The sequence below is a fragment of the Rickettsia endosymbiont of Culicoides newsteadi genome, assembly GCF_002259525.1.
Lineage (GTDB): Bacteria > Pseudomonadota > Alphaproteobacteria > Rickettsiales > Rickettsiaceae > Tisiphia.
In genome coordinates this window covers 14,305-27,912 of record NZ_MWZE01000008.1, presented here as the reverse complement: position 1 = coordinate 27,912, position 13,608 = coordinate 14,305, and the positions used below count along the sequence as shown (strand labels likewise).

The following is a 13,608-nucleotide window of genomic DNA, read 5'->3' as shown; positions in this document are numbered from 1 at the left end:
TTCTTTGAATTCTAGAGCTATGTTTAGCTTCACTCTTAATTCCAAGTGCCATGTTTTTACCGCTAACGGAGCAATTCTCAATTAGACTCATAATCATTCCAGAAAGACATTCTAGCCTTGATTTTTTCCAAGAAAAGTTTAGTATCAGTGACTGAAGTAGTATATTGTGCATAGTCAGAAAATACACTCTTATACTACTTCAACCTCCCATATACAATACCTTTGCAGAGTATTTATTACAAAAATTGTAGGGTACTATGCTTAGATTCCCGCCTACGCGGGAATGACAATGGGAAGCGGGAAGACAATTTACTTTCAAACCACCCTAAAAACTATAAAAAAAGTAATATAGGCAACTACAAATAAAACTATACACATAGTGTAATTAAATATGTAGCCTGTTTGCGATCTACTTACCAAAATCCCAAAGTAATTTACTGTTTTGGCAAAATTACTTGGACCAAATCTATCAATGACTCTTTGGTCGATCAAATTCAATAGCTTACTTAAGTTGGCAACTAATCTTACTATCAGCAAGTCATACACTTCATCAAAATAATATTTATGTACCAACAATTTCCTCATAAATGTTATTTTCACTTTATCAATAATATTCTTATACAAATAAATACCCAAAACAATACCCATTAATCCCAAAACCATTGGCAATAATTTTATATAAATAGGTGGATGATTTGCTAATCTTTGATAAATATGAATATTGAATATACTATCAAGGAAATAACCATTTGGTTTGTCAAGAGCAAGAATATAATGACCTATCATCCCCGCAACAAAACTACCTACCACTAAAAGATTAAGTGGCAGATTCATAATATTGGGTGATTCATGAGCGTGATTAAATTGCTCTATAGTTAATCTAGTTTTGCCATGAAATACTAATAAGATAATTTTCATAGAATAAATAGCAGTCAAAATTGCCGCCACAATTCCAAGAATAAACACTGTAGTACCTATGACCCCACCGCTACTATATGCTAGCTCTAAAATAGCATCTTTTGAATAAAATCCAGCTAAAGGATAAATACCGATCAGTGCCAGTGAGCCGATTAAGAAATTACAGTAAGTAACTGGCATTTTATCTTTCAAACCACCCATCTTAAAAATATCTTGCTGATGACAAGCGTGAATAACACTACCAGCTGATAAAAATAATAAAGCTTTAAAAAATGCATGAGTAACTAAATGAAAAATACCAGCATTATAAGCTGATACACCGCAAGCAAGAAACATATAGCCAAGCTGGCTACAAGTGGAATAGGCAATAATTTTTTTTATATCATTCTGAACTATGGCAATAGTTGCCGCAAATATACAGGTAATACCGCCAATAATAGCAATAAAGCTCAATACCCTTACACTATATTCAAATAAATAAGAACACCTAGCTACTAAAAATACTCCAGCTGTTACCATAGTTGCAGCATGAATAAGTGCTGAGACTGGCGTTGGACCTTCCATAGCATCTGGTAGCCATATATGCAAGCCAATTTGAGCCGACTTGCCCATACATCCAAGGAATAATAGCAAACAGACTATGTCAATTATCGATATTGTAAAACCCCATATACTCAATTGTATATTAGACAATAATTGGGCTTTATCAAATACACTAGCAAAATCAACTACCCCAAAATAAACAATAATGGTAATAATCCCCACTATAAAGGCAAAATCCCCTATCCTATTGACGATAAAGGCTTTAATTGCTGCTTTATTTGCCGCTTCTTTTTGATACCAAAAACCAATTAATAAGTACGAACATAAACCAACACCTTCCCAACCAAAAAATAATTGGACAAAATTATCGGCTGATACCAAAGCTAGCATAAAGAAGGTAAATAATGATAAAAATGATAGAAATTTAGGTAACCCTTCATCATCTGCCATATAGCCAAGAGAATAAATATGTACCACCGCTGAAATCCAAGTAACCACTATAAACATAATAGCGGTCAGCTGATCGACATAAATTGCCCAATCTATCTTCATCTCACCAATTACTAGCCATTTTGCTAAAATTAGATGAATAATGGCTTTGTTTATTGCCACATTATAAAATATAAAGCTAGCGAATATTGCCGCTAAACTTATTGCAATAGTGGCAATGCAAGCTGCTTGCTTCTTGCTAAAACACTGACAAAACAAACCATTAATCATACCAGATATTAATGGTAACATTACCGTGAATATTGCTAATGCATTTACCATACCAATTCCTAAAATTACCCTTTCATCTGATTCATATCACTCAGCTCTATCGAACCTTTATTTCTAAAATAAACTAATAATATTGCAAGACCTATAGAAGTTTCGGCAGTTGCTATTGTTAAGATTATTATACTAAAAATTTGACCCGATATCTCATGGGCATAAGCAGAGAATGCGACAAAATTGATGTTGACAGCTAGCAGCATCAATTCAATCGACATCAGAATTGTTATGACATTCTTACGATGCATAAACAAACCGACCATTCCTATACTAAAAATCAATGCCGACAAAATTAAATAATGTTCCAAAGTAATAGTACTAATCATATTGAATTTCTTCCACTCCTTCACTTAAACGCGGTTTAACCATTAATATACAATTATCCTTGTTTTTAGCATGTTGCTTGGCAATATCCTGCCTCCTAACTCCACTACGATGCCTAATAGTTAGAGTAATACAAGATATCATTGCCATAAATAGAATAATACCTGAAATTTGGAAAGGTAACATATATTCAGTATATAGTACCTGCCCAATAGCATGAGTATTAGAGTCAATTGATGAGAAGTTGGGAACGTTGTCGCTCGTCACTCGCCTATTACTTATAGGCGTCGCTCCATCGCTCTTAGCCCCAAATTCTCCTGAATTGACTATAGTATGGTTAGCTATCTCTGAATAGTCCATATTATCTAACACTATACCTTGTACACCTAAGCAAATTATCAAAACAAGATCAGCAAACATAATGAGTGCTACAGTCATACTGATCAATAAGTTTTTTTTGAATTGTACAATAATATCCACAAAACGAATATTCAACATCATTATAACAAACAAAAACAATACTGCTACCGCTCCAACATATATTACAACCAACATCATTGCTAAAAATTCTGCTCCTAATAGAATCATTAGCCCTGAACCGTTACAGAAAGTAAAGATCAGCCATAACACAGAATAAACAGGATTTTTACTCATGACCACCAAAACACTACTTATAACCATTAGCCCGGCAAATAAATAAAAAAACATTTCCATAATTATCTACCCATAATTATTTATATTTATAATCATTATGTAGCTTAATTGCTAATTCTTGCTCCCACATATCACCATTCTTCAATAATTTTTCTTTATCATAAAGCAATTCTTGATGACTAATAGTAGCAAATTCAAAATTAGAGCCTTCCACTATCGCATCAACTGGGCATGCTTCTTGGCATAGACCACAATAAATGCACTTAGTCATATCAATATCATATCTAGTAGTACGCCTACTACCATCTGCTCTTTCTTTTGCCTCAATAATAATAGCCTGAGCTGGACAAATTGCTTCGCAAAGCTTACAGGCAATACAACGCTCTTCACCATTAGCGTAACGCCTTAATGCATGTTCACCCTTAAATCTTGGGCTTATCCGCCCCTTCTCATAGGGATAATTTATCGTTACTTTAGGTTTAAAGAAATACCTCAAAGTTAGACTAAGCCCTGATACTATTTCAAATAACAAAAAAGACTTCAGGTAATTAATTATTTTCATTTCATTATACACCAAAAATTTGTAGCACTAAGTATGTTTTACAATTTATTTTCTTATTAGTTTGATCTATAGCTAAATTTAAAGGATTTATGCCATATACAAACATAGCACATTTGGGGTAATTGTAAAATTATTAGATAGAGAAATAATATCAAACAGTAAAGAACCATCAAAGAAGTATCTAGTTATAGTCAATTGAGGAGAAGTTGGTGACGTCGTCACTCGTCTCTCCTAGCCCCAAATTCTCCTGAATTAAAATTTAATTAGTCCATTAAAATAGAAAGAGTGGGTAATAAGGTCTTTTTTAAAACTATAATCATAACCAGCACCTAGTTTAAATGGTAAGACAGATTGTACGTTTACATAACCTCCTAAAGTATATTTCACATTCTTTGCAGATGATCCTACAGGTTTTATGATGGGAACTACTATTGGGGCTTGATGTGATGTGTTAGTAAAAGTAATTATGCCTGTGGGATTATTTAGTAAAAGAGTATTGTCTAATTTGACGTGAATTTCCGGAATAATTGAAATATTTTCTACCAAAATATTTTTACTTAAACTTATTCCAGTTTCAAGTAATATTCTTTTGCCTTTCTTAGTTGGTACATTAATGTTAAACTCTTTCCTATATTCTGTAAAATTGTTTATTAAAAAATGATCAAATGTTATTCCTACTATTGGTTTGAACAGAAATTTATCTAAATTCATTTTATAGTAAGTTTCAAGTTTTGCACGTGTTACATAACCGTTAGTCTTGCTATTAATTGCAATATTATTCCGTTCTCCTTTGTTTTTAATAAAGGCTTTACCATATTTGAGATAAGAATTCAGATATATATTTGGTGATAATGTATGTTGGGTATAAATTGCCGCTACATGTAAAATAGTATTTTGCTTATCATTAAAGATGGTTTGCAATTTAGTATACGAATTTGCAAGAGCATATGCGATTCCTATAATAAAACTATCCAGGGGTCGTGTATCAAAACCTAAAATAAAACCTTGCTGATTATTTTTAAAGGCTAAAATATTTCCTTGTTGCTGTTGTTTGGTAATAGAGCTGATAAATTGAATCCATCCACCTTTTTTAATATAATCATTATCTCCTGACGCTACCACATTTACCGTAGAATTATCTGTTAATGTATGGTTAGTTAAAGCATTAGAAATCGTATCCAAATAGTCAAATTCTATATATGTAGTATATTTCGATATATCTTGCTCAACATCAGGGTTAATAGGTGAAATATAACTATTTTCTTCAGCTAATGTTTGAGAAGATGGAATTGCTACTGAATTTGGTTGTTCAGATTCTAAATTGGTTTGCTCAGTGCTTGAATCTGGTTGTTCAGATTCTAAATTGGTTTGCTCAGTGCTTGAATCTGGTTGTTCGGATTCTAAATTGGTTTGCTCAGTGCTTGAATCTGGTTGTTCGGATTCTAAATTGGTTTGCTCAGTGCTTGAATCTGGTTGTTCGGATTCTAAATTGGTTTGCTCAGTGCTTGAATCTGGTTGTTCAGATTCTAAATTGGTTTGCTCAGTGCTTGAATCTGGTTGTTCGGATTCTAAATTGATTTGCTCGGTTTCTGAATTGGCTTGTTTAGCTACTAAAGTTGGTTGTTCGTCTGCTTGGTCTGGTTGTTTAACTACTGAAGACGGAGGGTCATCTACTGGAGCCGTAGGTTCAGCTGCTATTGGCTCCTCTTCTGCAAACAATGTTTCTAACCCTAGGTTGTCTCCAAATATTTCATATGGATCAACATCTGCATTATCGTCTACAGATACTGCAGCTTGTTGAATTACTTCATGCACAGGTTTCTCAGCTGCTACATCTGTTTGTATAGCTACTGAGGTTTGTTGTTCATCTACTATATCTGTTTGTGTAGCTACTGTTTTTGTATCTGCGGTATTTGTGTGTTCAGATACTAGGGTAGGATGGGCATCTACTGTAGCCGTCTTTGTTGCTGGAGGCATATCTGTTGTTGTAGCAATTTCCATTACTGAAACTTCCTCGATTATTGGAGCCATATATATTACTGGAGTTGGCATTACTGTAGCCTTTTGTGTTATTGGAGAGGTTACTGTTACTGTAGCTGTAGCCGTCTTTGTTGCTGGAGGCATATCTGTTGTTGTAGCAATTTCCATTACTGAAACTTCCTCGATTATTGGAGCTATATGTATTACTGGAGTTGCCATTATTGTAGCCTTTTGTGCTATTGGAGAGGTTACTGTTACTGTAGCCGTAGCCGTCTTTGTTGCTGGGGGCATATCTGTAGCTCTCTCCATTACTGGAGATGGTTCTGTTATTAGAACAATAGCTGCATGCCCAACAATACCCTTTTTAGCCGCTTCTAACTCATCTCTCAATGATAACGAATTTCTTGTTGTAGGAGGTATATCATCTAATGACTCATCTTCAGAATCTACCCTTTTTCTTTTTCTAGATATTTGTTGTGGAGCAGTTTGATTAGATTCTGTGATTGTAGGTGATGGAGTATCTCTTATTGCTAAATTATCCAAAGAAGCATCTCCTTCATCTTTCAACTGTTGCACAGGTTTATTAGGTTTCACCTGTTTATCATTCTCTACCGGTACAAACTCTTCAAATTCATTAGGTATATTTCTCCTTTCTGACTGAGCTAAGAGTAGTGACATAATATTATCATCTAGAGCATGTAACTTAGATTCAAGGTCATCTCTTGTTTCTTTTAATTCAGTAATTTTATTTGCTTTTTTATCAATAGAAATTAATAGTTGGTTGTGTTCGTCGACTTTTTGTTCGAGCAATGGCATTTGCTCTTCTATGTCACTTATATTTCCCTGTAAATTTTTCAACTGTTCGTTTGCTACTTTAAGTTTAACAGAAAAAGTTTCTTCTGCTTCTGCAACTCTATCAAAAAACTTCCCTTGTATTTCTTGAAGTTTAACAGAAAATTTTTGTTCTGTTTTTTGACTATTATAGTCTTCTTTAGGATTAAGTAATGCTAGGTAATCTTTTTCTAGTAAATCAAGCATTTCCGTTAATTTATTTCCATCTTCAGATGGTTTTATTATTATGTTTTCTGGGTCTACTTTTTTCAATTTCTCATGAGTGTCATTAACAATAAACCATATTTGTTCCATGTTCTCTTTAAATTCAGCAAAAGAAATTTGTTCTGTTTCTTTACTATATAATGGCAAATTTTTGATCTCTTGTTGCTGTAAAATTGAGAGCATTTCTTCACTCTTTTGTTTTTCTAAATTATATTTGTATTGCCGATCAAGTAATGATGAATACTCTATTTCTAGCGAATTAATTTCTTCTTCCAAATTTTTGCGATCATTCAATAATTTTATTTTTTGGGAATGTTCTTGTTCTAATTCTTTTAATTCATCACTGACTTTATCAATAGCATTCCATGTTGCCTCTATTTCATTTTCAAGGTGATGTCTATGAGTAAATGGACGTGGGTGAGAGAATTGTCCTATTTCTTCATTAAATCCTACTGCCAAGACATCAGATACGTCAAATTTTTGCAATAAGAAAAATAAAAAAATAAAAACTAGATACTTTTTTACTAAATATTTATTAACAAAATAATTTTGTAACATGCTAAATATAACCATTCCATTACCTATCAATTAATTTATTTGTTAAAAATTAATTAATATTAACGTAGTTGTCACAGCAATACAAAGTAAAAAGTGCAATTATAGTTTTATTCTTAGGAAATTAAGTTGTTATATGTTGTAAAAAGTTATAACTATAGATTAAACGTACCTTTAAATAGAAATACGACTATAGTCAATTTATGGGAAGTTGGTGACGTCGTCACTCGTCGCTCGCCTATTACTTATAGGCGTCGCTCCATCGTTCCTAGCCCCAAATTCCCCTGAATTGACTATAATAAAGTTAATAATTACGAGAAACAAGGAAAGTAAAAATACTATAGCCAATTGATTAGAAGTTGGGATTAGTACTACAGTTGTAGTTTAGATGTGAGCATTCACGATTTTTTTGCTATTTTTTTGTGATGAATAAAAAAACCTTATCACCAAGCGTCATTGCGAGGAGACCGTAAGGTCAACGAAGCAATCCATTTCTAATCACTTTCCTGGATTGCTTCGTGGGTCTGGCAACCTCCTTGCAATGACATCTTATACTTTAACCTTTTTTCTGTGAACACTCACATTCAATCTACAACTGTAGTATTAGGAGACTGTCGGAAGTTAGAAGAGGGAGAGGGTTTTAGAGACCATCCCTACTTAACTTAGTCATCTCTGCTCGACTCAGTGTCACCCCTGCGTAAGAAGGGGTCTAGATTCCCGCCTACGCGGGAATGACAATAGTAGGCGGGAATGATAAGAGAGCATAGGAGCAAAGCCTGTAATAGACGAAACAAAGTGACGACGTCAATGTCAGCAATCTCTCATCAATTGACTATACAAGCTTTGAGCTATACCACCCAATCTTCTTCTTGTGTTAAAAATTCCTCCAGCTTTTCTCTTGTGTAATCTTTTTCTTCTAAGATTACTTCATTGTCAAAAATATGTTGTACTGTTTTTTCTTCTAATAATGGACCTTTTAAGTGCTCAATAGATCGAGGGTTTTCTTGATAGAACTTTAATATTGCTTTTTCTTGACCTGGAAATCTCCTTGCTTGAGCTATAATAGCATTTTTAATATCATCCTGTTCAATACGTAAATTCTTAACTTGCATATATTCGGATAACATCAAACCTACTCTAACACGACGTAAGGCTAGCTTATTATAGTACTCATTAATTTCTGCTTCTGATTTATCTTTAAATATTGAATCTGAGTCGTTACTTTTCTCCGTTTGAGATTTTAAAGTATTTACTTCCTGAGCTATTAAAGATTTGGGAACATTAAACGTTAATATCTCTTCTAATTGGTCAAATAATCTCATCTTCATTAAAGTATGTATATTCTCCCTATATTCATCTGCTATACTTTTAGAAATATTAGTACGCAATTCTTCAACTGTCTTACAATTAAATTTCTTAGCAAACTCATCATCAACGACTATTTCATCAGCAGAATGTACCGCCTTTACCTGAACAATAAATTTAGCAGGCTGACCTGCAATTTGTTCCATATGATATTCTTTTGGGAATGTAACATTAACCTCTACCTCATCTCCAGCTTTACTACCAATAAGCTGATCTTCAAACCCATCAATAAAAGTTCCACTACCAATTACTAATTTGTAATCTGTAACTTTACCACCTTCAAAAGGCTCATTATTGACATAACCAATCGCATCAATAGTAACTTCCTGCCATTTTTCTACTTTCCCTTTATTTTCTTTAGTATAATTTTTTGACATAGATGCAAGTTTATCTATTTGCTTATTAATATCCTCTTCCTCAACTACTAATTTTGGATAAATAACTTTAATTTTTTTAAAATCTGGTAATTCAACATCAGGTAGTAGCTCAAATTTTAGAGTAAATTCTATATCCTCATTATCTTTATCACATAAATCTTCTAATTGAGGATTACCTACTGTTTTTAGTTTATGATCTTTTATAATATGCTGTACTGCGTGATTAATTTCATGGCTTACCACATCAGACCTAACAGACTGCCTATATTTTTGATTAACAATGTTGATCGGCACTTTTCCAGCACGGAATCCATTAAGTTTAACTTTTTTTGATAAACTATCTAATTCTTTTTGCACTTTATTGGCAATTTTAGAAGAAGGAAGGACAACTTTCACTTCAAAATCTAGACCTTCATTTTTAAGTTCTGTGACTTGCATACTAAAAACTCATTAGCAATATTAAAATATCATGCAAAAACTTGAAGAATTGCTAAACCAATCACTGCAATTTTTGCTTATTTATTTGTGGTGCGGATGGAGGGACTTGAACCCCCACGCCTTGCGGCGCTAGAACCTAAATCTAGTACGTCTGCCAATTCCGTCACACCCGCATAGTGTATCTTGACTATTTATCAACTAGTCTTAGCTAGAAATTTTGTCAGAGCATTATAATACACATGATATAAGCTTTGTAAATCTCTAACTTTTGTATATTCATTAATTTTATGTGCTGTATCAGATAATAAACCAAATTCCACAACAGGACAATAATTTTTGATAAACCTCGCATCAGAAGTACCACCACTAGTAGATAATTTTGTAGATATTTGAGTTGTATCAGATACTACTTGAACAAAATCAGCAATTAACCCTGTTGGTTCTTGAATAAAACAATTAGCTGAAGATACACTACTTAATTCATATTTAAATTGGTATTTAGCACAATATTTGGTAACTATCTGCTCTATCAAATCTGTTATGCTAGATGACGAATGAGCGTCATTAAAACGAATATTAAACTTTGCTGTAACTTTCCCTGCTATTACATTAGTTATATCATTGCCTACATCAATAGAAGTAATTTCTAAATTTGACTGTTGAAAAAATTTACTCCCTTCATCTAATCGATAATTAATCAATTCATTAAGTATTTGAACTAAAGGATGAATCGGATTATTGGCTTGTAATGGATATGCTACATGCCCAGCTGTACCATATAGAGCTAAGTTAAAGTTAATACTTCCACATCGACCAATTTTTACGGTATCCCCTACTTGCTGTTCATTTGTTGGTTCGCCTACAATAGCAAGATCGATCAAATTATTATCATAGTCAATTGATGAGAAGTTGGGGACGTTATCACTTGTCGCTCGCCTATTACTTATAGGCGTCGCTCCATCGCTCTTAGCCCCAAATTCTCCTGAATTGACTAGATCTCGATGCAAATATTTTAGCATTTCTACAGTGCCATATTTGCCACTTCCTTCCTCATCACTAGTAATTAGAAAACTAATTGAACCATTAGGAACTTTAACACATTCAATGAACTGCAAGCTAGCAGCCAAAAAACATGCTATCGCTCCCTTCATATCGACAGTTCCCCTACCATAAATCTTCTCACCCACTTTACTTGCTATAAAAGGATCATTAAGCCATAATGCTCTATCACCTGCTGGCACAACATCAACATGTCCAGCAAAACAAATATTAGGACGGGCAGTACCATAAACAGCATAAAGGTTGGTTACTTTATAATTATCTTCACCAAATATTTTGGTTTCAGTCTTAAAACCATTTTTTTCTAATAAATTACTAATATATTCAATACAACCGCTACTATTAGGCGTTACTGATTGAAAACTAATCAATTTTTCAAGAAGTTGTATATACATATTCCAACTATTCTCGGACAACTAAAACAGACACCCCAGAATGCCGCACAATTTTCGACGCATTAGGACCTAGCATATATTCTCTAAGCTGTGGTCGTACTGCTGAAATAATAATTAAATCAGCTTTCACTTCATTAGCATATTGTATTATTTCATCATAGACCGCCCCTCGACCAATATGTAATTCAACTTCGATCTCCTCAGGCACATATTGCCTAATTAGCTCTGTTACCTGTACCCGATATTTTTCTTTTTGGTCTTTTGCCCAGTTTTTAGGCAAATAATCCTCGACCATTTTCATACCAAAATCCGAAATGATATAAAGAAAATGTAATTTGGCATTAAAGATAGTAGCAAAACTTAAAGCCTTTGGTAATATTGCCTTAACCGATTGTTTATCCGACCAATCTAATGGTATTATTATATTTTTAAACACAATTAACAACTACTCCGATATTTATCTATTTATTTTACGCTTTTAGATTTACCTACGACGTTATTGCGAGGAAACCGTAAGGTCGACGAAGCAATCCAGAAAGTGACTAAAAATGGATTACTTCGCTCACATACGTTCGCTCGCAATGACGTGTTTTAGATTTATCTATTTCTGACTGCTGAATGTTTTGGCAAAATAAAGTTATTAGTATCAGCAAAATGATTAATATCGATATTATATAACATATAATTAGAACGTTTAAAATGTTTTACATTTTTATGAAACATACCAATAAATTTATCCAATAATTTAGCATCCATACTACTGTTAGTAACTAAAATTGCCGTTACTGCCACTGTATTCAAATCTGCAGTGATTCCAGGATATAATCTTTTATCCAGCAATCCCTTATGAAAAGCTTTATTAGTGGCTAGTAATTGTTCAATTTTATCATTTTCCATAGGTATAAAATCAATCCCACAACTATTAGCCGTAAATCCTACTAAAGCATTAGGATGACCTACCGTCATAATCATCACATCAATTTTACCATTACAAAATTGTTTTATTGACTCTTCGTAACTCATTTCATCGCAATCTATTGGCTCTTTGGTAAAATTATATAACTTCCTGATAGCATCGTAAGTAATGGTATTACTAGACAATGACAAACCATTTGATATTCTCTTCCCTTCAATATCTGAAAAGCCTTTTATCTTATCCTTATCCTGACTTTTTACTAAAACAGTAAAAAGCTCGTCATATAAATTAAGCACCTGACGCATTTCTTGCGTTTTCTCTGTATTGGCATAATGCCCAACAGCTTCAAACGCTTCCAATGCTATATTGGATTGCACCAAAGCTAAATCTATCTTACCTTCTCTTAGCAAATTTAAATTTTCAACACCTCCATTGGTAGGTACTACTTCACAATTTACAGTTTTATCAGCTAAAGTCATGGTTCTACACAAATCCAATCCGATAGAGTAATAACCTTTCAAAATCGAACCAGAACCAATTCTTATTGTTTTTTGCGAAGCTAAGACACAATTATTAGTACAAAACAGACAAAAAACTACCAATAAAACTCTAAAATTGTTCATAAATATAATATACACTATAACTAATTGACCACTAATACTTTTTAAGATAAATAATTAAAAAAATAATATTCTTTACCCTATCAGCAACGAAGCAATGTCTCAACGTCATTGCGAGACCACGCAAGTAGGTCGCAGCAATCCATTTTTTATTGCTTTTATGGATTGCTTCGTTGGCCTACGGTCTTCCTCGCAATGACGTCTGAGGGGCTTTGCTTCGTCGCAGCAAAACTACTTCTCGCTAATAGATAGACTTAGCTATAAACTACCCCTACTACTATCGATAATCAAGATAATTGTTACAGTGCATATATAAAAAATTCCTATTCCTTATAATATTCTTCTCCAATTTCAATTTCAGCCCGGTTATTTGACTTACGCCAATTATTGCTGTCCCTTAGTGAGTAGATACAGCCACAATATTCTTGCTTATAAAAATTCTCACGTTTAGCTATTTCGTACATTCTACTACTCCCACCTGATTTTCGCCAATTATAAGTCCAGTAAGTTATTCCATCGTAATGAGAGGCAGCTTTAATGCCTGATTCATTAATTTGATTCATGTCTTTCCAGCGGGAAATGCCAAGAGAACTGGTAATAACTTTAAAATCATTCTCATAGGCATAAAGGGCTGTGCGTTCAAAACGCATATCAAAGCACATAGAACAACGTTTGCCTCTTTCTGGCTCCCATTCCATACCTTTACTTCTCGCAAACCAATTTTGTACGTCGTAATCTGCATCAATAAAATTGATACCCATTTTTTCAGCAAAACGAATATTCTCATTTTTACGGATTTCATACTCTTTTTTAGGATGAATATTGGGATTGTAGAAAAAAATAGTTAAGTTAATACCAGACATCAACATTTTCTCCATAAGTTCTCCTGAACATGGAGCACAACAGGAATGTAATAGAACTTTATTTTCACCATTTGGTACTGATAGGATTTCATTCATAATTAGTTACTAATTTTTTTATAAATTTTAAAATAACATACGATATTATCGCACAACAATTCAATAATAAGATATTGCATTGTTTGTAGAAAAACGCATAATAAATTATTATT

Annotated in this window: 10 protein-coding genes, 1 tRNA gene and 1 pseudogene; all 12 read right to left on the bottom strand. The window is 33.2% G+C overall.

The genetic code is table 11. From position 1 onward, the window contains the following. Positions 1-315: 315 nt before the first annotated feature. Positions 316-2,232, bottom strand: a complete 1,917-nt coding sequence (gene nuoL, locus RiCNE_RS01250; protein ID WP_094648820.1) for an NADH-quinone oxidoreductase subunit L — start codon at positions 2,230-2,232, stop codon at positions 316-318. A 14-nt stretch (positions 2,233-2,246) separates the two neighbouring features. Continuing rightward, positions 2,247-2,561: an NADH-quinone oxidoreductase subunit NuoK gene (nuoK, locus tag RiCNE_RS01245; protein ID WP_094648819.1), complete on the bottom strand. Its 315-nt coding sequence runs from the start codon at positions 2,559-2,561 to the stop codon at positions 2,247-2,249. 78 nt (positions 2,562-2,639) lie between these two features. Further along, positions 2,640-3,273, bottom strand: a pseudogene (locus RiCNE_RS01240) (NADH-quinone oxidoreductase subunit J); the annotation flags it as partial. Positions 3,274-3,289: 16 nt separating this feature from the next. Continuing rightward, positions 3,290-3,769 carry an NADH-quinone oxidoreductase subunit NuoI gene (gene nuoI, locus RiCNE_RS01235; RefSeq protein WP_094648824.1) on the bottom strand — a complete coding sequence of 160 codons (480 nt, stop codon included), beginning with the start codon at positions 3,767-3,769 and terminating at the stop codon, positions 3,290-3,292. A gap of 258 nt (positions 3,770-4,027) precedes the next feature. Then, positions 4,028-7,384: an autotransporter domain-containing protein gene (locus tag RiCNE_RS01230; protein WP_094648817.1), complete on the bottom strand. Its 3,357-nt coding sequence runs from the start codon at positions 7,382-7,384 to the stop codon at positions 4,028-4,030. A gap of 183 nt (positions 7,385-7,567) precedes the next feature. Next, positions 7,568-7,714: a palindromic element RPE2 domain-containing protein gene (locus RiCNE_RS07240; RefSeq protein ID WP_239832558.1), complete on the bottom strand. Its 147-nt coding sequence runs from the start codon at positions 7,712-7,714 to the stop codon at positions 7,568-7,570. A 500-nt stretch (positions 7,715-8,214) separates the two neighbouring features. Next, entirely contained in the window at positions 8,215-9,546 is a 1,332-nt protein-coding gene (tig, locus tag RiCNE_RS01225) for a trigger factor (protein ID WP_094648816.1), read from the bottom strand. 88 nt (positions 9,547-9,634) lie between these two features. Then, positions 9,635-9,719: transfer RNA gene (locus RiCNE_RS01220), tRNA-Leu, on the bottom strand. 21 nt (positions 9,720-9,740) lie between these two features. Further along, the gene (gene dapE, locus RiCNE_RS01215; RefSeq protein ID WP_094648815.1) at positions 9,741-11,000 is read right to left on the bottom strand and encodes a succinyl-diaminopimelate desuccinylase; all 1,260 of its coding nucleotides are present in this window, start codon (positions 10,998-11,000) and stop codon (positions 9,741-9,743) included. 7 nt (positions 11,001-11,007) lie between these two features. Next, positions 11,008-11,436 (bottom strand): universal stress protein, encoded by a 429-nt coding sequence (locus tag RiCNE_RS01210; protein WP_094648814.1) that lies wholly within the window; start codon positions 11,434-11,436, stop codon positions 11,008-11,010. 161 nt (positions 11,437-11,597) lie between these two features. Beyond that, a complete protein-coding gene (locus RiCNE_RS01205) occupies positions 11,598-12,539 on the bottom strand; it encodes a TAXI family TRAP transporter solute-binding subunit (RefSeq protein WP_094648813.1) in 942 nt (313 codons plus the stop codon). 320 nt (positions 12,540-12,859) lie between these two features. Beyond that, complete coding sequence (locus tag RiCNE_RS01200; RefSeq protein ID WP_094648812.1) at positions 12,860-13,495, bottom strand: epoxyqueuosine reductase QueH; 636 nt, start codon at positions 13,493-13,495, stop codon at positions 12,860-12,862. Between the last annotated feature and the right edge of the window lie 113 nt (positions 13,496-13,608).

What these genes read in the sequence shown, in the direction of transcription:
- nuoL (WP_094648820.1), bottom strand. Translation starts at nt 2,232, where the DNA reads ATGGTAAATGCATTAGCAATATTCACGGTAATGTTACCATTAATATCT.
- nuoK (WP_094648819.1), bottom strand. Translation starts at nt 2,561, where the DNA reads ATGATTAGTACTATTACTTTGGAACATTATTTAATTTTGTCGGCATTG.
- RiCNE_RS01230 (WP_094648817.1), bottom strand. Translation starts at nt 7,384, where the DNA reads ATGGTTATATTTAGCATGTTACAAAATTATTTTGTTAATAAATATTTA.
- tig (WP_094648816.1), bottom strand. Translation starts at nt 9,546, where the DNA reads ATGCAAGTCACAGAACTTAAAAATGAAGGTCTAGATTTTGAAGTGAAA.
- dapE (WP_094648815.1), bottom strand. Translation starts at nt 11,000, where the DNA reads ATGTATATACAACTTCTTGAAAAATTGATTAGTTTTCAATCAGTAACG.
- RiCNE_RS01205 (WP_094648813.1), bottom strand. Translation starts at nt 12,539, where the DNA reads ATGAACAATTTTAGAGTTTTATTGGTAGTTTTTTGTCTGTTTTGTACT.
- RiCNE_RS01200 (WP_094648812.1), bottom strand. Translation starts at nt 13,495, where the DNA reads ATGAATGAAATCCTATCAGTACCAAATGGTGAAAATAAAGTTCTATTA.